25 protein-coding genes are annotated in these 22885 nt (G+C 61.9%); 3 read left to right on the top strand and 22 right to left on the bottom strand.

What is annotated here, in order from left to right; all coding sequences use genetic code 11:
- Positions 1–431: 431 nt before the first annotated feature.
- The 4 genes from QJT82_RS14230 to QJT82_RS14215 form a co-directional block, all read right to left on the bottom strand.
- Positions 432–818, bottom strand: a complete 387-nt coding sequence (locus QJT82_RS14230; protein WP_028340059.1) for a tautomerase family protein — start codon at positions 816–818, stop codon at positions 432–434.
- A 31-nt stretch (positions 819–849) separates the two neighbouring features.
- A complete protein-coding gene (locus tag QJT82_RS14225; protein ID WP_264641789.1) occupies positions 850–2889 on the bottom strand; it encodes an aliphatic sulfonate ABC transporter substrate-binding protein in 2040 nt (679 codons plus the stop codon).
- Between the two features lie 318 nt (positions 2890–3207).
- Positions 3208–3957: an MBL fold metallo-hydrolase gene (locus tag QJT82_RS14220; protein WP_028340057.1), complete on the bottom strand. Its 750-nt coding sequence runs from the start codon at positions 3955–3957 to the stop codon at positions 3208–3210.
- Positions 3958–3969: 12 nt separating this feature from the next.
- Positions 3970–4599, bottom strand: coding sequence for an MSMEG_1061 family FMN-dependent PPOX-type flavoprotein (locus QJT82_RS14215; protein WP_028340056.1), 630 nt, complete (start codon positions 4597–4599; stop codon positions 3970–3972).
- An 88-nt stretch (positions 4600–4687) separates the two neighbouring features.
- Here QJT82_RS14215 and QJT82_RS14210 point away from each other — a divergent pair, with 88 nt between their 5' ends.
- On the top strand, positions 4688–5722 hold the full coding sequence (locus tag QJT82_RS14210) for a helix-turn-helix domain-containing protein (RefSeq protein ID WP_051447800.1): 1035 nt from the start codon (positions 4688–4690) through the stop codon (positions 5720–5722).
- A 125-nt stretch (positions 5723–5847) separates the two neighbouring features.
- Here QJT82_RS14210 and QJT82_RS14205 read toward each other — a convergent pair whose 3' ends face one another.
- From QJT82_RS14205 to QJT82_RS14155, 11 genes are all read right to left on the bottom strand, one after another.
- Positions 5848–6975, bottom strand: coding sequence for an LLM class flavin-dependent oxidoreductase (locus QJT82_RS14205; RefSeq protein WP_028340055.1), 1128 nt, complete (start codon positions 6973–6975; stop codon positions 5848–5850).
- Positions 6976–7004: 29 nt separating this feature from the next.
- Positions 7005–7877: an ABC transporter substrate-binding protein gene (locus QJT82_RS14200; RefSeq protein ID WP_028340054.1), complete on the bottom strand. Its 873-nt coding sequence runs from the start codon at positions 7875–7877 to the stop codon at positions 7005–7007.
- Positions 7878–7909: 32 nt separating this feature from the next.
- Positions 7910–8245: a 2Fe-2S iron-sulfur cluster-binding protein gene (locus QJT82_RS14195; RefSeq protein WP_028340053.1), complete on the bottom strand. Its 336-nt coding sequence runs from the start codon at positions 8243–8245 to the stop codon at positions 7910–7912.
- Positions 8242–9930: an FAD-binding protein gene (locus QJT82_RS14190; RefSeq protein WP_035631323.1), complete on the bottom strand. Its 1689-nt coding sequence runs from the start codon at positions 9928–9930 to the stop codon at positions 8242–8244. The genes QJT82_RS14195 and QJT82_RS14190 overlap by 4 nt, the downstream gene beginning before the upstream one ends.
- Positions 9920–10084: a hypothetical protein gene (locus QJT82_RS14185; protein WP_155258426.1), complete on the bottom strand. Its 165-nt coding sequence runs from the start codon at positions 10082–10084 to the stop codon at positions 9920–9922. Before QJT82_RS14185 ends, QJT82_RS14190 begins: the two co-directional genes overlap by 11 nt.
- Positions 10081–10806 carry an ABC transporter ATP-binding protein gene (locus QJT82_RS14180; RefSeq protein ID WP_028340052.1) on the bottom strand — a complete coding sequence of 242 codons (726 nt, stop codon included), beginning with the start codon at positions 10804–10806 and terminating at the stop codon, positions 10081–10083. Before QJT82_RS14180 ends, QJT82_RS14185 begins: the two co-directional genes overlap by 4 nt.
- On the bottom strand, positions 10799–11563 hold the full coding sequence (locus QJT82_RS14175; RefSeq protein ID WP_028340051.1) for an ABC transporter ATP-binding protein: 765 nt from the start codon (positions 11561–11563) through the stop codon (positions 10799–10801). Before QJT82_RS14175 ends, QJT82_RS14180 begins: the two co-directional genes overlap by 8 nt.
- On the bottom strand, positions 11560–12399 hold the full coding sequence (locus QJT82_RS14170) for a branched-chain amino acid ABC transporter permease (protein WP_028340050.1): 840 nt from the start codon (positions 12397–12399) through the stop codon (positions 11560–11562). The genes QJT82_RS14175 and QJT82_RS14170 overlap by 4 nt, the downstream gene beginning before the upstream one ends.
- A complete protein-coding gene (locus QJT82_RS14165) occupies positions 12396–13277 on the bottom strand; it encodes a branched-chain amino acid ABC transporter permease (RefSeq protein WP_028340049.1) in 882 nt (293 codons plus the stop codon). Before QJT82_RS14165 ends, QJT82_RS14170 begins: the two co-directional genes overlap by 4 nt.
- A 7-nt stretch (positions 13278–13284) precedes the next feature.
- A complete protein-coding gene (locus QJT82_RS14160) occupies positions 13285–14433 on the bottom strand; it encodes an ABC transporter substrate-binding protein (protein ID WP_063607069.1) in 1149 nt (382 codons plus the stop codon).
- 151 nt (positions 14434–14584) lie between these two features.
- Positions 14585–14716: a hypothetical protein gene (locus QJT82_RS14155; RefSeq protein ID WP_259266167.1), complete on the bottom strand. Its 132-nt coding sequence runs from the start codon at positions 14714–14716 to the stop codon at positions 14585–14587.
- 381 nt (positions 14717–15097) lie between these two features.
- On the opposite strand from QJT82_RS14155, the gene QJT82_RS14150 reads away from it, so the two are divergent.
- Positions 15098–15334, top strand: a complete 237-nt coding sequence (locus tag QJT82_RS14150; RefSeq protein ID WP_028340048.1) for a helix-turn-helix domain-containing protein — start codon at positions 15098–15100, stop codon at positions 15332–15334.
- 52 nt (positions 15335–15386) lie between these two features.
- On the opposite strand, the gene QJT82_RS14145 is transcribed toward QJT82_RS14150, so the two are convergent.
- Genes QJT82_RS14145 through QJT82_RS14135 form a run of 3 tightly spaced genes read right to left on the bottom strand, consistent with a single transcriptional unit; the run spans position 15387 to position 18442 of the window.
- Positions 15387–16217 (bottom strand): ABC transporter ATP-binding protein, encoded by an 831-nt coding sequence (locus QJT82_RS14145; protein ID WP_051447798.1) that lies wholly within the window; start codon positions 16215–16217, stop codon positions 15387–15389.
- Positions 16214–17017, bottom strand: a complete 804-nt coding sequence (locus tag QJT82_RS14140; RefSeq protein ID WP_035631273.1) for an ABC transporter permease — start codon at positions 17015–17017, stop codon at positions 16214–16216. Before QJT82_RS14140 ends, QJT82_RS14145 begins: the two co-directional genes overlap by 4 nt.
- A 3-nt stretch (positions 17018–17020) precedes the next feature.
- Positions 17021–18442 (bottom strand): ABC transporter substrate-binding protein, encoded by a 1422-nt coding sequence (locus QJT82_RS14135; protein ID WP_051447797.1) that lies wholly within the window; start codon positions 18440–18442, stop codon positions 17021–17023.
- 465 nt (positions 18443–18907) lie between these two features.
- Here QJT82_RS14135 and QJT82_RS14130 point away from each other — a divergent pair, with 465 nt between their 5' ends.
- Positions 18908–19600 carry a Crp/Fnr family transcriptional regulator gene (locus tag QJT82_RS14130; protein WP_264623061.1) on the top strand — a complete coding sequence of 231 codons (693 nt, stop codon included), beginning with the start codon at positions 18908–18910 and terminating at the stop codon, positions 19598–19600.
- On the opposite strand, the gene QJT82_RS14125 is transcribed toward QJT82_RS14130, so the two are convergent.
- From QJT82_RS14125 to QJT82_RS14110, 4 genes are read right to left on the bottom strand one after another with little or no spacing between them, the layout of a single operon-like run.
- Entirely contained in the window at positions 19601–20563 is a 963-nt protein-coding gene (locus QJT82_RS14125) for a HEAT repeat domain-containing protein (RefSeq protein WP_028340043.1), read from the bottom strand.
- A 1-nt stretch (position 20564) separates the two neighbouring features.
- Entirely contained in the window at positions 20565–20798 is a 234-nt protein-coding gene (locus QJT82_RS14120; protein WP_028340042.1) for a ferredoxin family protein, read from the bottom strand.
- 15 nt (positions 20799–20813) lie between these two features.
- A complete protein-coding gene (locus QJT82_RS14115; RefSeq protein ID WP_028340041.1) occupies positions 20814–22550 on the bottom strand; it encodes a fumarate reductase/succinate dehydrogenase flavoprotein subunit in 1737 nt (578 codons plus the stop codon).
- 9 nt (positions 22551–22559) lie between these two features.
- On the bottom strand, positions 22560–22853 hold the full coding sequence (locus tag QJT82_RS14110; protein WP_051447811.1) for a DUF971 domain-containing protein: 294 nt from the start codon (positions 22851–22853) through the stop codon (positions 22560–22562).
- Positions 22854–22885 lie beyond the last annotated feature (32 nt).

Genomic DNA, 22885 nt, shown 5'->3' with positions numbered 1-22885 from the left:
GCTGGCGATATCACGTATGCAACCGTCTTGGCGCAGCACCCTGAAATCCTGACCGAGCTAATTAAGAGATCGCGACTGGTTTTGAAGAATCAATGACTTACTGGTCGCACCACCGGGCTTATCCGACCGAAAATGGGCATTCGTAGCACGATCATCGTCACTGCACTGTGCCCGATATCTGAACACGCGCTACTCTGACTTTACGGGGGTCAAGCGCGGCTACCGAGAGCCTGGTCACCCGCCCGTTCACGTCCAAGACCAGCCCCGGATTGCGGTCCTGTCCCCTACGCACGAAAGCCCTCTTGCAAGTGGCGCAGGACTTCATCGGGCTGTTGCGGGGCGCGCCGCGCGGATACGACGGCTTCCTCCGAACCATCTCGCACGCGTCGACTTGAATCCTGCACAGCGAGCACTCGGCATGGAAACGCCGGCTAGACATCAATCTTGAAGCCCAGATCAATCTCGGAAGCGGGGATTCCACCTCTGATGCCCCAATTCTCGGACGGCACCTCAACGAGGATGATCTTGATCTCCGCAGATGGGACGCCGACCTCGGAGAGGTCAGCCACCAACGCCTTGTACAGGGCACGTTTTGCGTCCATCGAGCGGCCGGCAAACAACGTCACCTCGACGCGCGTGTAGCGCTCCGATCGCCCGGTGGGAGTTATTCTCGTTCTGCTGCCGTACAAATCCAGCACGATATCGCGATCCCAATCGGGTATTCGCAGCGCGGCAGCAAGAGCCGATTGCACGGCTTCAATGATCTGCGGCTCGTTTCCTTCTGCCCAGTTTCCGGTCGTTATCCGCGTGCTTGGCATGTTTCGATCCTGTAAGGGCGCGTCATCCGCTTCAAGGTTTAGCACCTCGTCTATGTCGTTCCCATCTCGAGATCGCGACATCGTACAAGCTCAGCGCGGTCAGGCTGAACAATTGGCGCCTGATGTTCGGATCTTCGGTCGCTTCTTCAACGTTGCGGATTGATTTCAGCACCACCGGCGCAGGATCGCGGACGAACCTCCAGACCGGCGACCAATCCGTGCCAAACAGCAGCCGCTTCGGGCCAATCACCTGCAAGGCGCGCCTCAAATGGCTCGACGACGACCCCGATATCTCCAGATAGACATTTTCGTTCCGCATCGCCACCGACAGGCAATTCTCGAAATAGTGGTCTATTCCCCTGCCCATCTTGGTCAGGATAATGCGTGCCGAAGGATAGCGGCTCGCTACCTCGTCAACCCATATGGGATCTCCGTAGTAGAGCCCGCCGGGGAGCTGGGTCCACGCCGTGGGAATCTGGACGCTGGTCTGGTGACGGGCAATCACCTCCATCATCGGAGCAAGATCATCTGCAATGTCTTCGGGATGGAGGCTGCGTGTCAGGCGCCTCACGAAGATCTCTCCAACGCCGACCATTCCGAGATCGGCAATACAACGCTCCAGTTCGGCGGCGACCTCCTTGGGGGACATCATGTTGCGCGGTTCGCGCGGATCATCGATCGGGGTCGGCCACGGCGTCGGGACGGCAATTGGGATGAGCCGTCCAGGATCACGCGCTGCGATCGCCGCCACCAGATCGTTGCCGACACCCGGCCGGCTTTGCACGATCGCCTTTCCAATCCCGAACCTGTCCATGTCGCCAATCAGCGTCTCGCCATTGTCGAGAGGCTCCTCGTGTGCGAACTGCTCGTAAAGCTCCCGATGGCGCGTTCGAAACGCGACGACATCGGGCGCTGACGACAACAGATGTCCGGCGCTTTCGACGGAAGGAAATGTTCCTACGTGAACATGACTGTCGATGATCATCGTCGTCCTGCTAACCAGCTGGCGCGGTCCCAGCGCATGACCCGGCAAAATTCTACGTGACGCGTGCCTCAGGCCTGCCAATTCCAGACGGCATCGCGGATCTTGATGGCTTTGGGAATGAGCCCAAGCTTGAAGAACAGATCGGCCACTTCCTGCTGGCTGTCGATGATGTCGTCGGTTACTGGCGTGATGGCATAGTTGGCGCGCTGCGCAGCGAGGGCGCTGGGTTTCCAGCTCGATTCCCGTTATTTCGGCGAGCTGTTGCGCGATTTCGTTACGATGATCCTGGGCCCAACTCCCGATCGGACGAAGTTGGGTGAGAACCTCCCTCAAGGCTTCGGGATGCTCGTTTGCAAAGCCGCGCCGCACGACGAGGAAATTATATGATTTGATGTCGGGGCCTAATGCCTCAATGACCCGTCCGTTGAATCGTTGCTCGGCCAGCGCCAGATAGGGATCCCAGACCACCCAGGCGCTGACATCGCCGCGAGAAAGCGCTCCGGGCGCATCAGATGGCGCGAGGAAAACAGCTGTCACGTCTTCATATCCGAGACCAGCCTTCTGGAGCGCTGCGACGAGAAAATAGTGAGAGCTGGTCCCCTTTGCCACCGCGACCTTTTTGCCTTTCAGCTCACCGACATGCCGGATTCCGCTCTGTGGAAGGACCACAATCCCCTCGCCGCCATCTCCCGACCTTTGCGCCGCGACGTACTGCACATCGAAGCCGGCGGCCTGCGCAAAAATAATGGGAGTGTTCCCCGATGACGAGAAGTCCATGCTGCCGACGTTGACAGCTTCAAGCGCAGGGTTGCCATAGGAAAACAGCTTCCAGACAATCTCGGTCGCGTGCGGCTGAAAGAATTTCTCGAGTACCTTCTGCTGCTGCGCAACGACCAGGATGCCACCGCGCTGGTAGGCGAAACGGATTTCCTTGGGCCGAGCCCCGCGGCTTCCGCTCGATTCACTCTGCGCAAAAGCCACTCCGGCAGTGAGCGCCACGGATGCGGCCGCCAGGGTCTGCAGCAGACGGCGACGAAGCAAACCAATCTTCCGTGCTGAAAGCGCGGGATATTGTGTTTCGGACATGGGGTTCTCAACCAGACATCCATCGAGACGAATTGCAAGCCGTTAGCGGCCGGGTCGCGTGTCGCGCGATGTCATGCCGCAAAGGAACGCAGAAGACGTCCAGTGCCCTTCTCCGAGGGGCGCACCGCACCTCGTCGGAACATGATATCGGCCCACGTACGAATGTCCTTCCAAAGATCTCGGCCGGTCTGACACGTTCTGCTATGTTGTCGTCCCCGCGAGCGCTTTTGCGTTCGCTTTCGTACACCGACGCCGTCTGGACGCGCTCGCTCTGAACGAATCCGGTGCGGGGCCGCTCGAACCCGCCGCACTGCGCCTTCATCCAAACTCCAGCACTACCCCGTCTTCAGGTATCAGAAGTTGCTCCGTTGGAATGCCCCGCTCGCGGGCGTAACGTCGAAGGTCGGCGCGGGTGACGGTCGTGTGATCGAGTGCTTCCAGATGGGTTGCCACGACGACCGCATTCGATGCCAGTCGGCAAACCGCGATAGCCTGCTCCGCATCCATTGCGATGAGATCGTCGCCCCAGCGGGCCCCACAGGGATGGATAATCACCACGTCGGGCCTGGTTTCGTCGATGATTTTCGCGACAGGCGGATAAAGCACGGTGTCGCCGGCCCAGTAGACCACCGGTTCGTCTTTGGCCGCGATGCTGAAACCCATCACCGAACCCATTTTATCGACGACCGGCCCTAGACCATGACTCCCCTCGCGCCGTTCCAGCCTTATACTCTGCCAATCGATCGAGTCCGTAAGTGGCGTTACGTCGCTGAATCCATAGGCGCAAATCTTCACTTCATCGCCTGGCTGACAGATCAGCGGCAGATGTTTTGGTACGAGCGCCTGCGCGACGGGATCGAAATGGTCCGAATGGAGATGCGAGACGATCACCAGCTCCACCCCTTTGAGGATTTCCTCGGCACTCACGGGAAGATCGACCAGCGGATTAGGCGCGCGGCCGGCCAGCGTCGGCCGTGTGCCCTTTGGTGCAAGGAATGGATCGATCAGGATGGTTCTTCCCAAGAACTCAAGCTTCAGGGTGGCATTGCGCAGCAGCCTCAGCTTCATTGTCGTACCTCGCTAGTAGAGATTTTTCCTGACATCGGCTTCAATTCGCGCTTCGATGTCCTCGACGGCGAGATCGGCCGGCATCGCCTGATCGGCAATCATCTGTCCGAGCGACGGCAGTTTGGTGCGATCGAGCCGGTAGTCGTCTGTCCAGATGCGGCTGCGCTTCAGCGCCTTCGTGCAGTGCAAGAACGCTTCCGTGATGGTGACGACGATTGCAAGTTTGGGTGCCTTGCCGTTGACCGACATGCGCTGGAGGAATTCCCGTGAGCGCGTGAGACGCCCAGTGCCATTGATCCGGAGCAATTCCTCGATGCCCGGAATAACAAACAGCAAGCCGATCGCCGAATTTGCCAGCAGGTTCTCCAGCGTATCGAGGCGATTGTTGCCGGGTCGATCCGGAATTGCCAGATGATGAGGATCGAGGACCTGTACAAAGCCCGGCGCGTCGCCGCGGGGGCTGACATCGTGGCCGCGCTCGGGATGCGAGGAGCCGACGATGACAAGCGGTGCATGTGCGATAAAGTTGCGGCAATGCCGATCGAGCCGGTCGAGCTGCTTTGCACGCATCAGCGCTGATGGCGGGAGATAGGGCGGCCTTAACTCGTCAACTGACGTGAGATAGTTGAGATTTTCGATCACCGACTGATCTCCTTCTCCATATTGGGTCATCTTGCGGCGAACGCGACCACGTTGACCAGTGGCACGAATGCCGACTATCGTTAAGATCATGCCAACACCAAAACGCCCGCCTCGCCCGCATCACCGCAAATCGAGTTCGCCGGCGCGGCCGCCTCGCGTCACCATCGTCATCTATGATGGTGTCAATGCTTTCGAATTGGGCCTGGCGGTGGAAGTGTTCGGCCTGACGGAGATGGGCGTCGACTGGTATGACGTCGTCGTTTGCTCCGAACGCCCAAATCAGCCACTTGTCTCCAACAACGGCATCACAATCGCCGCCAAGGCGGGCCTAAAAGCCCTGACGCTGGCGGACACCATCGTCGTCCCCGGCTGCCTCGACACGGAGGTTACGCCTTCGCGGTCGCTTCTGAACGCCTTGTGCCGCGCGCACCGGCGCGGCGCGCGCATCGCCTCGATCTGTTCCGGCGCATTCATCCTCGCAGCAGCGGGGTTGCTCGATGGCCGCCGCGCCACCGCGCATTGGGCACAAGCCGAGCGCCTCGCAAGCCGCTATCCCGCCATCGATGTTGATCCGAACGTGCTCTACGTCGACGACGGCGATATCATGAGTTCGGCGGGCCGAGCAGCAGGGCTCGATCTGTGCCTGCACATCGTCAGGGGCGACTATGGCGCGGACGTCGCGAACCGTGTGGCCCAGCGGCTCGTCGTTCCGCCCCACCGCGAAGGCGGCCAATCGCAGTTCATCCCGCAGCCGGTCTACGAGACTGACGACAATGCCCTCGCGCCTGTCTTTACGTGGGCACAGCGCAATCTGGATCGTGAGCTGACGATCGCCCGTCTCGCGTCGAGAGCCAAGATGAGCCGGCGCACCTTCATCCGACGGTTCGAACAGGCAACCGGCCTGGCGCCGGGCGAATGGGTGGTGCAGGCGCGCGTGTTGCGCGCCCGGCAATTATTGGAGGCAACGAAGATGGCGATCGAAGACGTCGCGAGCGCGACCGGCTTTGGATCGGCTGAGGCACTCAGGCATCATTTCAGGACCAGGCTCGGGACGAGCCCGGTGCGCTATCGAGCGATCTTCCAGACGACGAGTCATTCGGTGACCCGCGTGGAAGATCGCTAAGCATGTCTCTTCATCGCTAGCCTCAAAGCATCGTTCTCCCCTTCGCGGCCACGTTAACTCGCCAAGAAGCGTCAGCATCATGTTTCGTGCCGACGCTCCTCCCGTCAACGGTCGTCTCAGGTCGGCTATGCCGTTTTCTGCCACGCGGCGTCGCGATCCTTGGTGAAGGCGGAGGTGACACCAGTCTCAACCGCGCGGTCCACCGGCAGATGCGGCAACACCAGTTCGGCGAAGCGGTACGCCTCCTCCAGCAGCGGCATGCCCGAGACGATCAGAACTTCAATACCGGCATCCCGATAGTCCTGAATGCGTGCAAGAACCTGCGCGGGGCTGCCGACGAGCGCTGTGCCCGGCCCATGCCGCACCAGCCCGATGCCGGCCCACAGATTTGGGGCGATCTCGAGTTCACGCAAATCCTTCGGTTTGCGACCGCCATGTAGGGCCGACATACGTTGTTGGCCAACTGAATCGATCCCGGCAACATAGGCCTGCGCACCGGCGATCGCCCTTTCGTCCATGTGGTCGTAGAGATCCTGCGCCGCGGCCCATGCGGCCTGCTCGGTCTCGCGAACGATTGCATAAAGCCGGATGCCAAATTTGATCTTGCCGGCACGACCGTGCCGGGTGGCAAGAGCCTTCACCTCACGGATTTTGGCTTCGGCCTGTTCCGGTGTCTCGCCCCACGAAAGATAAGTGTCGATATGCTTGGCCGCGACTTCGTGCGCAGCCGGCGACGAGCCGCCGAACCACAGGGGGACATGCGGCCGCTGGACCGGCGGCAACGGAACGCCCGCGTCGACGACATGGATGTGCCGCCCTTTGAAGTTGACGGTCTCGCCGCGCAGCAGCGCCGTCAATACGGTCAGGTATTCGTCGGTGTACGCGTAGCGCTCGTCGTGGCTGAGGTGAACGCCGTATTGCGCCATCAGCTTGGCATCGCCATTGACGATATTGACCCGAAGGCGCCCTTTCGAAAACTGGTCGAAGGTCGTGATCATCTTGGCCAGCAGCGTCGGCGACAACAACGGCGGATGGGCTGCGACCAAGTGCTGAAAATTGTCGGTATAGGGGATCAATGCCGCCCCCTGAATCCAGGCGTCGTGAGATCCGGTGGCGAGCAGTGCGCCAGTATAGCCGAGGTGATCGACAGCTCGAGCAAGCTGCTGGAAATATGCATAGCTAAGCTTGCGCGCGCCATCGGCGCGCCAGGGATAACGGCCATCCGGGCCCGTGAGATACCAGAGAACTTCCATAGCGAATCCCTTCGTCGTCCAAATGGGTGTCAGGCGGCGGCGGAGAAATGGGTCGGATCGATCGTGTCCGTCACGTCGATCGCCCGCTGAATCAGACCGAACTTCGCGAAGATGTCCGCGTGAGCCTGCTGCTCGGCCAAGAAGTCCTGATCCGGTGCTTCCACGCCCCAAGGACGCGATGTGAGCGCGGACAGCCATTCCGCTGCGGAATTGCCGTTCAGTCCCGCAAGCAGCGCGGCTGCCTCCTCGGGATTCTCCGCGGTCGCGCGATCGGAGTCGATGAGAGCGTCAAGCAGGATCCTGACGAGATCCGGCCGATCGCGTAGCACACCGCTCAGGCCCCAATACACCGAACGGTTGGAGAATGCCGCCCCGGGCGATGCAAGAATACGCGTCGGGATACGCTTTGCGATCTGGCTATAAAGTGGGTCCGTCGCGACGATGGCATCGAGTAGCCCATCAACAAAAGCATCCTTGGCGGTTGCCGGAATGATTTCGGCGGCTCTGACCTCGTCCCAGCCCAACCTTGCAGCGTCAAGTTCCGCCGCGAGAAACTGCGTGTGCCAGGATATCGGCATCAAGCCGATGCCCTTTCCCCTTAGACCCGCAAGATCGCGGATGCCCGACGCCTCGCGTACCAGCAGGCCGCCGCGTTCCGGCCGGGGCCCTGACATGCCGAACACCGCAGTCGCGAGCCCTTCCGCCTTGGCGAGAATCGGCGGCGTCGCCCCCGTACCGGCCAGATGCAAAACGCCTGCCTTCAGTAGCGGAATGGTCTGCGACCCTGCGCCGTAGACGAAGAAGCCGAGCCCTTGTTCGCGCAGCCTTGCGACGACATCGGGCCGACGTGCGAGGATCGATAGCGACAAGTTCTGTGGGTGGGCGCCGACGACAAGTGTCATGAAGCAGTTCCTCGCGGGTGAATGGACAAGACCTAAGGCGACGGCAGCAGCCGCTCGTCCGGGGGCGCGATCTCCGTGACGAGATCGCGAATAAGGGCCTTCTTCGGCAGCGGCGCGAGAGCCATGACGCCCTCCGCGAGGCGAACCGTGCAGGCGTAATCGACCTTGCCGTCGATCAGCATCATGCATTCCTTGCAAGCATTGGCATTGATACAGGCAAAGCGAAACGCAAGCGACGGATCCGCGTCACGGCGGAGAGCGCGCAATCCGTCAAGCACAGATTGGCCGGCTTCGAACGCGAGCTCGAAGGTTTCGACGCGCGGTGCCTCACCGGCGGAACCCCGCTGAATGGCGAGCGTGGTCTTCATGCTGCGACCCTTCCGGCCAACGGCGCAGTCCGGACGATGTCAAGCGCCTCACCGCGGAGAGCGATGATCTGGTTGACTCGCCAGCTGTCATCGAGGCCCGGATAATCCTCCCGCTGATGGGCACCGCGGCTCTCGGTGCGGCCGATCGCAGCCGCCGCAACCGTTTGCGCGACCAGCAGCATGTTCCGGAGATCGAGCCAGTCGATCAGAACCGGATCGAAACCGTCTGTGGACGAGAGGGGTACCTCGCCGAGATCCCGCCTCAGCCGCATGAGGCCATCGACGGCTGCCTCGAGCCGATCGTGCGTGCGAAACGGCCCGACCTTTTCTGCCATCAGCGTCTGCAGCTCCGCGACGGCGGCAGCCGTATTCGGTCCATCCCGCCGCGTCGCGCTGCTGAGAAGATCGATCGCCGGGCGGAACGCATCCGTGGGCCCGGCCGCGGGCGAGCCCAGCGCCCGCTGCGCCGCATTGCGCCCAGCCCGCGCACCAAACACGAAGGCCTCGGTGATCGCATTGCCCGAAAGCCGGTTCGCACCATTGGCTCCGCCAACGGCTTCCCCGCAGGCATAGAGCCCAGGGACACGGGTCTGCAGCGTGTCATCGACCCGAATGCCACCCATGTGGTAGTGCGCGATTGGTGCGACCTCCACGGGCTGCCGGGCAAGATCAATGCCGTTCGCGGCCAGTCGATCGACCACGGGCCCGAATGCGCGGCGGATCTCCGCCGCGAGGACGTGTTGAAAACTCAGATAGGCCCCGCCGGCGGGGCTGCCGCGGCCCGCTTCAACTTCTTTCGAAATAGCGTAAGTGGCGTGGTCCCGCGTCAGCACGTAGCGTCCGTCATTTCGGGCGTCGCGGGTCGCATAGTCTTCCTCGAACTCGCGCATCTCGACGTTCAGCAGCTTGCCGCCGAGCTTGTATCGGAACGGATCCCACATGATCGGATCCATACCGACCAGACGCGGCGCCAGATGACCGATCGGGAAGAACTGCACGAACTCCATATCGACCAATTCGGCACCCGCCCGCAGCGCGAGCGCATAGCCGTCGCCGCCCATGTTGGATGACGCGCTGTTGCGTCGGTAGAGCCGCGTCAACCCTCCTGTCGCGATCACAACTGCCTTCGCCGCGAGCGTGACCGTTCGTCCGGTCGACAGATGCAAAGCCGTTGCGCCGCAGGCCTCACCGTCCTGGACGGCAATATCGACGATCACAAGATCACCAATGCGACGGATGCCGCTTGCGCAATTCAACTGCGTTCGAAGCGTCCGGGAAACGGCGGGCCCCGTCGACAGGAAGTCGACATAAACGCAGCGCGGCCGGTCATGCCCTGGCGCCTGTGCCTGCTTGATATGATCGTTCTCGCGTGCCCAGCCGACTTTCCAGGCATCCATCTCCCGGATACGCCGTGGTCCGTCCTCGCAGACGAGAGCCGCAAGCCGCTCGTCGCACAGGTCCCGTCCTGCGGCGAGAGTATCGGCAAGGTGATGCTCCCAATGGTCGGGTGTCTGCTCGCCGAGCGCGGCCGCGACCGTCATCTGCGCCATCACGGTCGCCCCGCCGCGACCGATCAGGCTGCGATCGGCGAGAATGACGGATGCCCCCGCACGCGCCGCTTCGAGCGCGGCATACATGCCGGCGCCGCCGGCACCGATCACGAGGACGTCGGCCTCAAGATGCATGCCGATCTCCCGATGTGCCGTAGCGACCACCTGTCGGCGCGGGCACAATGATCGCTTCTCCGGCATCGATCGACATCTGATCGGGACCGCCGATGGAACCCGAGACGACCGTCGCGCCGACGCCCTCAGGTCTCACCGATTCTGCGACCGTCATGCCGCAGACTCCGCGGCAACCGAAGCGCCCAGATATGCATCGACGATCGCCGGCGATTTCATGAGCTCGCCAGCCGGTCCGTGCAGCACGATCCGGCCGCCTTCGAGTACATAGCCTCGCTCCGCCAGCGCCAGCGCCTTGCGCGCATTTTGCTCGACGAGAAGCACGGCAATGCCCTGCTGGTTCAACTCGCCCAGCAGCGTGAATATCTCCGACACGACGAGAGGCGCCAATCCCATCGACGGCTCATCCAGCAGCAGCACGCGCGGCCCGGCCATCAGCGCCCGCCCGATGGCCAGCATCTGCTGCTCGCCACCCGACAGCAGACCCGCCGGTTGCCGCCGACGCTCCTTTAGCCGCGGAAAGCGCTGATAGATCGCGGCAAGCGTATCGGCGGCACCGCCGCGGGTGCGACCGAACGCGCCCACCAGAAGGTTTTCCTCGACGCTCAACGGCGCCACCACCTGCCGTCCCTCCGGCACGAGGGACAGACCCACGCGCACGATCCGCTCCGCCGAACGTCCGCCGATCGCCACCCCGTCCAGCAGCACCTTGCCGCCCATCGGCCGCAGCAGCCCCGCCACCGTATTGAGCAGAGTAGTCTTGCCGGCACCGTTCGCACCAACCACCGTGACGATCTCGCCGGCGCCCACGCGCAGCGATACGTCGTTCAGGACGGCAGGTCCACCATAGCCCGAGGAAAGCCCCTCAATCTCAAGCATCCTCGGTCCCCAGATAGGCCTCAATCACCTTCGGATCATTCCGAATCCGATCGGGCGTACCGGAGGCGATCGGACGCCCCTGGTTCAACACATGAATTTCGTGACAGATCCCCATCATCAGGTCCATGTCGTGCTCAACCAGAAGCACGGTGACGCCCGCGGCCGGAAGCCCTGCGATCAGGTCCCGCAATGCAGCGCGCTCGCTGTGGGTCATGCCGGCGGCAGGTTCGTCGAGCAGCAGGAGCCGTGGCTCGGACGCTAGCGCCCGGGCAATTTCGACCCGGCGACGGTCCCCATAGGACAGATCGCCCGCTGGGGTTTCCACGAGGCGGCCTGCTCCGACTTGCCGCAGCAACTCCGTCGCACGCGCACGACGACGGCCCTCGGTGCGCTTCAATCCCGGCAGGCGCAACAGGATGTCGACGGCGCGACTTTCAGGAGTATGCAGTGCAAGCATCACGTTCTGGATCGCGGTCAGCTCGGGTATCAAGCGAATATGCTGAAACGTGCGGGAGATCCCGCGTCGCGCCAGTACATTCGCGGGCAAGCCGTGAACAGGCGCACCCTCGAGCAGCACGGCTCCGTCGGTTGGCGCATCGACACCGCTGATGATGTTCATGAGCGTGGTCTTGCCCGATCCGTTGGGCCCGATCAGCCCGATCACGATCCCGGCGCTGAGCGACAGTGAAACATTGGACAGCGCCGCTACGCCGCCGAAGCGACGCGAAACATCTTGCAGCTGCAGCAGCGCCGTCATGTCGTCCTCCGACGCAGCAAGGCCGGCAGCGAACCGATCCCGGTCGGGAGAAACAGCACCGCCGCAAGCATGGCAGCGCCGATCAGGATTTCCCGCATCTGAGCGGAAAAGCGCAGCGCCTCCGGCAAGACGGTGAGGATAGTCGCCCCGATCACGGGACCGAACAGGCTCCAGGCGCCGCCCAGCACTGAGGCGATCACGGTATCGACGCTGCGCAGAAAGCCGAAATCGCCCGGCGCCACGAACATGTTGAGGTGTGCGGCCAGCCCGCCGCCGAGTCCGGCGATCGCCCCCGACACCGTAAAGATTGTGAGCTTGAAGCGCGCCACGTCGTGTCCCGCGGTCGACACCGCCAGTTCGTCCGCAGCCACCGCGCGCATCCGCTCGCCGATGCTGGAATTGCGCACGGCCCAGACCAGGTAGATCACCAGAGCCAACAGCAGCGCGAGCTGCCAGGTCTCGGTGAGCTTCGGAATGCCGAACACGCCGAGCGCGCCGCCGGTGACGGAATCCCAATTCAACGCAATGATGCGGACCACTTCAGTGAACGCGAGCGTGGCCATCGTGAAATAGTCGCCACGCAGCCGTAGCACGAGGGCACCCAAGCCGAATGCCGCGACGGCACCTGCCACCAGGGCCGCGGTCAGCGCGGGCGCAAAGGACCAGCCCTGCTGCATCGTCAGCCAGATCGACAGGTAAGCACCGATCGCCATCAAGCCCCCTGTGGCCAGCGAGAACAGGTTAACTCCCAGCAAAAGAAAGCAGCCGAACGCAAGCATCGAATTCAACAAGCAAAGATCGATGACGTTATGATAGGCGCTGAAGAACTCGATCATGCCCGTTTGGTCTCGCGCGTTGCGAATAGGCCGGTCGGCCTTGTCAGGAGAATGATCAGCACGAGGCCGAAGCCGACCGCGTCCCGGTAGCCCGAACCGACGGCCACGACGCTCGAAACCTCGACAAGCCCCAACAATATTCCGCCCACCAGCGCGCCCATGACATTCCCGAGGCCACCGAGAATCAACACTGTGAGCCCCTTCAACAGAATGCCGTCGCCCATGAACGGCGACACCGACTGGAACAGCAACGACCACAGCACGCCTGCGCCGCCGGCTAGCGCGCCTGAAACGAAAAAGGTCGCCATGCGGATGCGATCCACCGGTATGCCCACGATCCTGGCCACGACCTCGCTGAAGGCAACGGTCCGGATCGCCCGCCCGAGATTGGTGAGACGCAGCAGCGCCGCGAGAGCGACCACCATCGCAAATGCGGCGGCAATCGCGACAAGTTGCAGAAGCTGCAGCCGAGCCCCGAGAAACTCGATCGCGGATCCCGCCAGCGCATTGTCAGGGTAACGCACGACCTGTGTGCCAAACACCTCCTGGGCCAGACCAATGAGAATACGGGCAAGCGCGAGGCTCCCCACCATCCCCATCCAACGATGCGCTCCACGCCGCTGCAACACCCGGAAGACCAGCAACTCACTCAGCACGCCAAAGAGGCCAGCCGTTACCGCCGCCGCGAGGATGGCAACAGGCAAAGGCAGCGCAAGAGTACGCACCACCTCGAGCCCGATATAAGCGCCCCACATGAAAACGGCTCCCTGGGACAGGTTGAGCACGTTCAAGACACCGAAGACGAGCGTAAAGCCGATGGCAAATACGGCGTAGACGGCCCCCAGCGAAAGGCCGTTTACGAGTTGTTGCAAAAGCATGGCACGATCAGGTCGCTGCCGCGGCGACAAACACCTTGGCGTCGCCATCGCCGATCAGCACCTTCGGCTGAACCGTCGCGTCGCGTTCGGCAGACCAGCCGAAGCGCCCAAGAACGCCCTCGAAATCGTTGATCGATGCGAGCTTGTCGCGGATCAATCGGCCGTTCGCAACGTCGTCGGCGCGACGGATCGCCTCGGCTAGGAGGTACGCCGCGTCATAGCCCTGGGCAGCGTAGATGTCAGGGGTGGTACCGTAACGCTTCCGATAAGCCTCCACGAAGGCCTTGCTGCGCAGGCTGTCGTAACCTGCGTACCACGCGGCGCCGACGATGATACCGTTCGCCGCCGGCCCGGCCAGCTCGAACAGCTTTGCCGAGATATTGGCGTTGCAGCCGATAAAAGCGACCTTGCTGTCGAAGCCGAGCTGACGCGCTTGCCGCAGAATGGCGGCAGCCTCTTCCGCGAGCGTGCCGAGAATGATGGCGTCGGGATTCTGCGCACGGATCTTGGTGAGCTGCGCCGAGAAATCGACGTCGCCGCGCTGATAGCTCTCGATACCGACCGACTCGAGCCCGAGATCAGCAACCGCCTTCTTCTGGACATCGTGTGCACCACGCGTGAGGGCATCGTCGAGCCCGTAGATCAGCGCGACGCGCTTGATCCCGTGCTTTTTGACTGCGAAGCGCAGCACGGTCGGAAACACCTGATCTTCCGGGACGCTGGTGCGGAAGATGAAATCACCGATCCTGGTCAGATTAGGAGCGGTGTTCGAACTTGCGATAACCGGAACTCCCGCCTGCTGCGCGATCGGATCGGCCGCGAACGCCGAGTTCGACAAGGTCGGCCCCAGGATTGCGACAACCTTGTCCTGGCGAATGAGGCGCTGAAAGATATTGACGGTTTGCCCGCGATCCGCACCGTCATCCGCGTAAATCGTCTCGAGCTTGATATCCTTGAGCGTTTTCGCAGCGTTGATCTCGGAGAATGCCAGCTCGATTGCCTGCTTCTGCTCAGTGCCGTAAAGCGCCGCCGATCCGCCCGTCGTTGATTGCACCAATCCAATCCTTGCTGTTCGCGTCCCTTGCGCGAAGGCAACAGAGCGCGAAAGCACAACCGTACCACCAAAAGCCAAGAGAGCGCGGCGGGATAAATTCATGAAATTCATACTTGATCCTCTACACGGGGACGCCCTTGTCTTATCGCCTGTGTAGATTTCGCAAGAAGCATGTCAAGCATTGGAAAAACAAAGCGACAAAATTCCAGGAAAGCGCGCCCGTCGAGCAGGATAGGTTCGCGACGAAGCCGTTCTATGCAAACTCATTCGCATCCAAACGTGCGACATGCCAGACAATTGCGCCTTGACCATGGAATTCATTCCGAAACTGCATTTGATCTAGGCTTGGAAGCAACGCTTTGCTGATGCTGTAGTTGGTGCTCATCACGCAATCGAGGCGACGGGCTAGTTCATGGCAGGATGAAAAGCGAACTATCGGCGTTCGCTAGGGTATGGCGCAGTCGGGGCATAGCGGGCGCAACTGACCGCCCCGCAAAATCCGCCGAAAGCGCACCTATATCGCGGTGGTGAAATAGACACCGCGAACTTCCCAAGAGTCCATTCGCGTTCCATCGATTCCGCTCACGCATAACGGCTGGCAGCGAGCGGCCAACTCTCCGGAGTAGTCTGGATGCCAGTGACGCCTCACGACGACCTCCCGCTCTGGCATGCTCTTCATCGCCTTGAGGTGACGTATTGGTACGACGTCGACTTCAACGATGGGTGTACTGCCCATGACTTCTTCATGTCCGACGTGCGACGATAGTTGGTCACAACCGGTTTAAAGGATCCGAGCATCCGCAGGCTGCGAACAACCGATGACGGCGTCAAAGCCATCGCCGCAGAGCTCGGCTATTCCGATGCAAGAAGCCTGCGCCGATTTCTCAAGGCGGCCACCGGGACCACGCCGCAGCAGCTTCGTGCCGAGAGCATCTCTGCCCACAGCGACGATGGCGCCGTTCGCTCGCGATTGCAGGTGATCGGCGTAATGATGGGCGCTTAACCGAAGAGGCTAAGACCTAAGCTCGAGCAGCTGCAACCGGCCGACGTGACGGTCATCCCAGAGGGCTCAACCGCGCCAGCGGCGGCGAGCCCCCGCGTTGTTTGAGGAGGCTGAGGATGTGACGCTTCAGTCGCACGAACTCGGATTCAGTCACCAGCTCGGCCTGACGAGGCCGGTCGAATGGAAGGCGGATGTCGTCGATGACCCGCCCCGGCCTGGCGCTCATGACGATGACGCGATCCGCCAGGAACAGCGCCTCCTCGATATCGTGCGTCACGAACACCGTGGTGGTCGGAATCCTGGTCCAGATATCGAGCAGGACTTGCTGCATCATGCTGCGCGTCTGTGCGTCCAGAGCACCGAACGGTTCGTCCATAAGCAGGACACGCGGCCGGTTGATGAGGACACGCGCGATCTCGACCCGCTGCTGCATGCCGCCGGAAAGCTGCGACGGATAGAATCGCTCGAAGCCGGCGAGGCCGACCAGCCGCAGAATGTCGTCCGCGGCGCGATGCCGCTCACTCCTGCCGACGCCGCGCATTTTCGGGCCGAACGCAACATTTTCACGGACGCGCTTCCAGGGAAACAGCGTATGCTGCTGGAACACGATGCCCCGATCCGGGCTCGGCCCCACGACCGGCTGATCGTCGACTGTCAACCGCCCCCGCGTCACTGGCAGATGTCCCGCCAGGACGCCAAGCAGGGTCGATTTCCCGCATCCGGATGGGCCAAGCACGCAAACGAGTTCGCCCGGCGGGATCGCAAAGTCGAGATCGCGGACGGCCTCGAAGGCATCCTCCCCGTCTCCGAGCGAAATCGCGATTCGCTCGATCTCGATCCGTCCGACCGCGTTGGTCGGAACATCTGACACCCGGATGTTCATCGCGCGACCACAGGGCGCTGCCACGGCATCAGGTAACGGCCCAACGTCGTCAACAGCCAGCTGCTGCCCATTCCGAGTAGGCCAATGACCAACATGCCGACAATGATGTCCGAATAGTTCTGCAGCGTGTAGGCCTCCCACGTGTAGTAGCCAATGCCAAATTGACCGGAAATCATCTCTGCCGTGACCAAGCAAAACCACGACGTCCCCATCCCGATGGCAAGCCCGGTGACAATGCTGGGAGCAGCCCCAGGCAACACGATCTCCCGGAGGATGGCGGCCGGTGTGCCGCCGAGACTGCGCGCGGACGCGATCAGCCGCCGGTCGATATTCGCAACACCGTGCACGGTATTGAGAATGATCGGGAACAACGCGCCGATGAACGTGATGAAGATCATCGACATTTCCGATGACGGGAAGATCAGGATCGACAGCGGTATCCAAGCCACCGCCGGAATCGGCCGGAGCAGTTCAAGCGGCGGCAGCAAGAGGTCGCTCGCGGCGCGCGAGCGGCCGATCGCGAATCCGAAGGCGATCCCGAACACGACCGCAGCGTCATATCCCGCGAATACCCGCCACAGACTACTGCCGACATGCGCCAACAGCTTCGGCGACTTCAACAGCACGATGGCGGACTGCAAAACCTCCGTCGGCGGCGGCAGGTTACGGAACGTGACAATGCCCAGGTTCAGATGCTGCGACGAGGCCAGTTGCCACAACGCAATGCAGGTGATGATCGACAGGCCGCGAACGAACCAGCGCGCTCCCGGCAACCAGCCGACGGTGCGTCCGATCGCCATTGCTCATCGGCTCGCCACGAGGGATTCGCGGGCACCGGCATAATCGACCACGGCGCCGCCGTGTTCCTTCGACCACCGTTCCGCACCATCCTTGAGCAAGAAAGCGCTGAGCTCACCCTTCGGCGAACGCACGAACCACGCCTGGTTCGCAAACAGCTTGATACCGGTCTCGCGATCCTGGGCATAGACGACGCGAACCGTCTTGCCTTCCTTCTCGAGAGCAGCAAGCGCCTTCAAAGCATTCTCGGGCGAGCCGTAGTGACGGACGAGCGGCTCATCCTTGACCCAAATCTGCGCGGTCCGGCTGAAATCCGTGATCTCGACTCCAGTCGCCGCATCCTTTGCTTTCAGGGCAAGCTGATCGTAGTTCTTCAACTGAGCATCATAGTCGCGACCGCTTTGGGCGGATGCGTCGCGGATGTACTTGTCGGTCACGAACTGATTGATATCGAGGTCGCTGTCGGCACGCTTCAGGAACTTCAGCGTCTTGATCGAGGTGGCCACGGCCTGACGATATTCCGGCTTCCATGTCACATCGCGTGTCTGCAAGCCAAGTGGCCCGTGGAACAGATAGACGACTTCCGCCTCGATGCCGGTCACCTTGGCGATCAACTCACTATACTTCTCGGGTTCGGTCGCGATCAGGCGATCGGCCTCGAGCGCGGCGCGAAGATAGGCAATGACGATTTCCGGGTATTTCTCGGCGTAATCGGCATCCACGAGTGCGCCGTGGAAGGTCGGCGTATTCGCCTGCGAGCCGTCAAAGATCTTGCGCGCAAAGCCGCGCCAGGGGAACAGCTCTGCAAATGGAACGAAATCTGCGTGAGCCTCGATCTTGTTCGCCTGCAGCGCAGGACCTGCAACTTCGGGCGCTTGCGTAATGATGTTGACGTCCGTTTCCGGGTTCCAGCCCTTGCCCTCGATGGCACGCAGCAGCATGCCATGCGACGTCGATGCAAACGGGACCGAGATCGTCTTACCCTTGAGGTCGTCGATCGACTGCACCGGCGAATTCAACGGCACGACGATGCCGTTGCCGCTGCCCTTGGCACTGCCTGACAGAACGCTGATAAAGAGGCTACGACGGCCGGCCTTCTGGAACGCCACACCGTTGAGCGAGCCGGGGAAATCCGCCATTGCACCAAAATCGAGCTTGCCTGCAACCATCTCGTTGGTCAGCGGCGCGCCGCTGGTGAAATTCTTCCATTGAATGTCGTAGGTGACATCCTTGTACTTGCCATCGTGCGGCAGGAATCTCTCCAGCAGCTTCAGCTCGCGGATCAGAAGGCCGCCCGTCGCACAGTTGATGGTGGTGTCCTGCGTTCCGACTGCGACACGGATCGTTTCGGCATGCAAGGCGCTGGTCAGTCCAATCGCAACAATCACGGCTGCGCCAATCGTCTTCAAAGAGCGAAACGAGATCATCAGGCCTGTCCTTGACTATCGACCGGCGGCGCAGCCGCCCACAAATGCCTCGGGACTATCGGGCTGATACTGGGCAGGCTGAAGCAATTACTTGCATTGCGCCGCACCGATCGCTTGCCATCGTGATCCCGCCATGATGTGCGACGGCCGCATTGAATGATTTTCTCGCCGCGACCCAATCGACAGATAAATCCTTTCGATGGAATGCCGTTCACGCAGCACCTTTGCTAAGTGCATTGAGAGTCTATCAAAGAAGTGGACTTTACCTTCCCGTCACCCTTAGCTATCGGCTTGGCAGCTCGAGGCAATCTGGCGGCAATGACGACACTGAAGGAAGTCTCCGAACTCGATTCACGCAGCCTGTTGGTACCAACGAGCGCTGCCGCGGAGAGGAGCTATCGGACACGGCAGGCATTTGCAGTCATGCCGGCCCCTCGGGCGACTGGCGGCAATTCCGCGTTGTTCATGAGCGAAAGCATCGACGGGCTCGACGTCGGCGCGCACTTTCTTGATCGTCTGTCGGCCGAACAGAAGGCAGAGGTCCAGGCGGCCGGACGCACCATCCTGGTTCCGCAAGGCGATATGGTGTTCAGCCAGGGCGAGCACCACAGCGGAATCTTCATCATCAGGCGGGGACAGGTCCGGGTCTATTACACCGCGCCGTCGGGCCGGGAGATCACCCTCGCCTACTGGACACCTGGCCATTTCATCGGCGGCCCCGAGATTTCCGGTGGCGGACCGCACATGTGGGCCGGAGTCGCGATGGAGGATTGCGAGATCACGGCATTGCCGAGCGCCGCCCTGCAGCGGCTGCTGGTGCAAATGCCGGCCTTTGCGCTGGCGCTGATCGACGGGCTGATCGCCAAAGGCAAGTGCTATTCGTCGATGGCGCAGATGCTAGGAACCCGTTCGGTGATTGAGCGGCTTGCACAGTATCTCTTAAACCTCGCCGAGCTCTACGGAGTAGCTGACGGCGACATCGTGATCGTCAATCGGAAGGTGACGCACGATCAGATCGCCGCCATGGTGGGTTCGACCCGGCAGTGGGTCACGATGATGCTGAAACGCTTCCAGACCAAGCACATCATCGCGACCGAGGATGGGGTCATCCGAATCAAACGGGTCGATCTGCTCGAGAAGATCCTGTTCCGGGAATGATCAGCCTTCCCCGATCTCGCCCAATGCCCAGGCCACGGTCTTGCGGACATCGGGATCGTCATCGCCGGCATGCGCGGTGAGCGCGTCACGGGCGCGCGGATCGGCGATATCACCGAGCGCCGCAGCGGCATCCTTGCGCAACGAAGGCAACTGGTCATCGAGGAAGGCGACAATAGCGCCGATGGCGTCCCGAACACGGAGCCGGCCCAGGTTCTGAATCGCCTTCTGGCGCACCTGCCAATAGCCGTCGGCGAGCGACGCCATCAGCGCTGCTGCCGCCGAAGCTTGACCGATCCGCCCGATCGCATCCGCGGCGGCAGCCCTGACCTGCCATTCCCGATCCGATAGCGCGGCGGCCGCGGCTTGGGCCGCTATGTCGTTCCGCGCAAACGACAGCGCATTGACCGCCGCGAGCCTTACGTCGCCGAATTCGTCCCGGGTCGCACGGACTAGCGATGGCAGGGTTTCAGTCTTCTTGAGATAGCCGATCACGCTGACCGCCTGCACACGCACGGCGGGATCACCGTCACCGAGCGCGGCAATCGCGGGACCAAGCGACGCATCGACCTGGAGTGCCTTGAGCGCACGAAAGATCGCGGCGCGCACGAAGGCCGAGGAATGTGTCGCCAGCGGCTGCAATACGTCGCTGGCCGCCGGATCACGGAGTTCGGCAAGACTGTCCGCGGCCGCCTGAGCGACGCCTGCCTCGGGATCGAGGATGGCACCCGTCAGCGCCCTGGCCACCTCGATACCGTCGAACTCACCGAGCGCCCGAGCAGCCTGCTGCCTGACAGACGGCGCAACGTCGCGGGCGGCCCGCGCCAACAATGGAACCGCCTCCTCACTCGAGGTCTCCACGAGATCGAGCACCGCAAGCCGGCGTACGGATGGGTCCTCGCTCGCCAACCGCTCGGCGATCTCACCAAGGTCTCCGAACGCCTCGAATGGCTCAAACACGGTCATGTCAGCGCAGCAGATAGGGGATATTGACGGTCACCGCGCCAGTCGGGCAATCGGTCTCGCAAGGCATGCAATACCAGCACTCGTCATACTTCATATAGGCCTTGCCGGTGAGATCGCTGATCCGGAGCACGTCGAGGGGGCAGACGTCGACGCAGACCGTGCACCCCTTGTCGGCGATGCATTTGGCGTCATCCACGATGACTGGAACAGTGGTAGGTGTATGGGCAATCGGCATGAGGCATCCCCCTGTTCAGGCATGTTGTCGGATGCGCTGGCGGTCATAGGCCGAGCGCTCGGATTCATCGATCGGGACGATGTAGGGCGCCACCGGCCGCTTCTCCGCCGTCATCCGACCACCCCGCTTGCGCAGGATACTGTGACAGAACCAGTCGTCATCGTTCTTGTCAGGGTATTCCACCCGATGATGATAGAGGCCCCAGCGGCTTTCGGTACGAAACAGCGAGGCGAACGCCGCCATCTCGGCGCAGTCGACGATCGACGCGACTTCCAGCGAACGCATCAACTCGTGCGCGTCGCGCACCACCATTGCGCTTTCCATATCGTCGCGGATCTCCGCGAAACGCGCCTGACCAAGCTTCATCTTGGCCGTCACTTTCGGCGGCTGAAGATAGTCGTTCACGAAGCGCCTTGTCTTGTATTCGAGCTGGTTCGGCGGGATACCATCATCGCGCCTGGTCGGCGCCAGCACCCGTTGCTGCTCACGCGCGACGTCGGCCGCGTCGTATTGTGCGAGATCGATATTGTCAGCCACTTCCGCTGCATGCTCGCCCGCCACCGCTCCGTTGGTGAAGGCGCCGAGCATGTAGTTGTGCGGCACGCTGGCCATGTCGCCTGCCGCATAAAGGCCCGGCACCGTGGTGCGCGCAAATTCGTCGACATAGACACCCGACGCGCTGTGACCCGAACAGAATCCGATCTCGGAAATATGCATCTCGATCATGCGCTCGCGGTAATTGGTGCCGCGATTGTCGTGGAACCGTCCTCGCGACGGCCGCTCGACCTGATGCAGGATCGCCTCGATCTTCCCGATCGTGTCACTATGCAGATGATTGAGCTTCAGGAACACCGGCCCCTTGCCGGATTGCAGCTCGTTGTAGAACTCCTGCATCATCTGTCCGGACCAGTAGTCGCATTCGATGAAGCGATTGCCTTCGCTGTTGGTGGTGTAGGCCCCGAACGGGCCGGCCACGTAGGCGCAGGCCGGGCCGTTGTAATCCTTGATCAGCGGATTGATCTGGTAGCATTCGAGATTCGCGAGCGCGGCGCCGGCGTGATAGGCCATCGCATAGCCGTCGCCGGAATTGGTAGCATTCTCATAGGTGCCCCAGAGATAGCCCGACTGCGGCAGGCCAAGCCGGCCCGCCGCGCCCGCACAGAGGATGACGGTCTTCGCGCGCAGCACCAGGAACTCGGCGCTGCGGGTATTGACCGCGATCGCGCCCGCGATTTGCCCGTCACGCCCGGTCAACAGGCGCGTCGCCATGTAGCGATTGGAGATCAACACCTTCTCGCGGCGAAGCTGGCGATAAAGCGCCTTCTTGACGGTATCGCCGTTCGGCATCGGCAGCACGTAGGAGCCGAGGTGATGCACCTTCTTGACGTCGAAGTCGCCGTTTTCGTTCTTCTGGAACTTGATGCCGAAGCGGTCGAGCTCCTGAATGACGTCGAAGCAGCGCGAGGCATATTTGTACACCGGCGCCTGGTCGCAGATGCCGTCATTGGCGATCGTGATTTCCTTGGTGTACTGCTCTGGCGTGGCGTAGCCGGGAATGACGGCGTTGTTCAGCCCGTCCATGCCCATCGCGATCGCGCCGGACCGCTTGACGTTCGCCTTCTCCAGCAACACGACGCGCGCCCCCGGACTGTGGCGCCTGGCCTTGTAGGCCGCCATCGGACCAGCCGTGCCGCCGCCGATCACCAGCACGTCGCAGACGACCTCCGTCACGCCATTTTTGATCTCATCCATGTCCCGACCTCACGTTGACTGCTGTCCGGCAAGCTCGCGCAGGTAAGACCACGGATAGATGCCGCGGTCATGACCGTCAGAGAACGAGAGCCGCAGCGCGTAATTCCCGACGGGCTCGACGGCAAGGACGTAAAGCCCCGGCGCAATCGGGAGCTCGATGCCGTCAACCAGCCGCCGGATTTCGCTGGCCGCGCGGCTGGCCCGACGTAACGTCTCCGCTGCGACCAAACGGGTTCCGCAATCCGGCCAGGTCAACGCCAGCGCCGTGGAATTTTCGCGTAGCTCGACCTGAATTGGTTGCACCTTCACCTCGCATTGTTCGCGTTACGGCTTGT

This window comes from Bradyrhizobium sp. Mp19 (assembly GCF_029952935.1).
GTDB classification, from domain to species: Bacteria; Pseudomonadota; Alphaproteobacteria; order Rhizobiales; family Xanthobacteraceae; genus Bradyrhizobium; species Bradyrhizobium elkanii.
This window is presented reverse-complemented; position numbering and strand designations above follow the sequence as displayed.